This is a genomic window from Anaeromyxobacter sp. SG66, from assembly GCF_022690805.1.
GTDB lineage: Bacteria > Myxococcota > Myxococcia > Myxococcales > Anaeromyxobacteraceae > Anaeromyxobacter > Anaeromyxobacter soli.
Genome location: NZ_JALCZC010000238.1, coordinates 1 through 820, shown reverse-complemented (window position 1 = coordinate 820; position 820 = coordinate 1). Strand labels below are relative to the sequence as shown.

The window sequence follows — 820 nt, the reverse complement described above, 5'->3', positions numbered from 1 at the left end:
GACCGCCGCCCCGCGCCCCCGCCCCCGCGACGCCCAAGCCTCCGCCCGCCTCCGCGCGAGGGAACGGCGCGGCCTTCCCGGACGTCTCGGACGAGCTCGAGGAGTCCGAGTTCTTCCTGCGAGAAGGGCTCCTCGGCGCCGCGCGCGAGGCGCTCCAGAACCTCCTCGCCCTGCACCCGCATCACCCGGCGATCGAGGCGCGGCTCGCCGAGGTGGAGCGGCGCGCCGCGAGCGAGGCGCCCGCGGCCACCCCTCCGCCCGGAGGGACGGCGCGGGAGACGCGACCGCTCGCGGTCTCCGGCGTCGACGAGAGCTTCGACATCGCGCGGGAGCTCGCGGACGAGCTCGGCGGCGAGGCGTCCCCGGCCGCGGACGACGAGGAGTTCCAGTACTCGGTCGAGGACGTCTTCGCGCAGTTCAAGAAGGGCGTCGAGCAGACCGTCCGCCCCGAGGACAGCGCCACCCACTACGACCTCGGCATCGCCTACAAGGAGATGGCGCTCCTCGACGACGCCGTCCACGAGTTCGAGGTGGCGCTCAAGGGCGCCGAGAAGCGGCGCGCGATCGACTGCCTCTCGATGATCGGCCTCTGCCGCATGGCGAAGGGGGAGCACGGCGAGGCGATCCGCGCCTTCCGCCGCGCGCTCGCGTCCGACGTGCTCACCAAGGAGGCCGCCAAGGCCGTCCAGTACGAGCTCGCTGCGGCGCACGAGGCCGTCGGGGAGTCGGAGGTGGGGCTCTGGTTCCTCCAGCGCGTGGCGAAGCTCGACCCGGCGTTCCGCGACGTCGCGGACCGGATCCGCGCGCTCGGCGGCGGCCC

1 pseudogene is annotated in these 820 nt (G+C 74.6%); it reads left to right on the top strand.

Annotated elements, in window-relative coordinates:
• A pseudogene (locus MNZ39_RS24105) lies at positions 1–820 on the top strand (hypothetical protein); the annotation flags it as partial.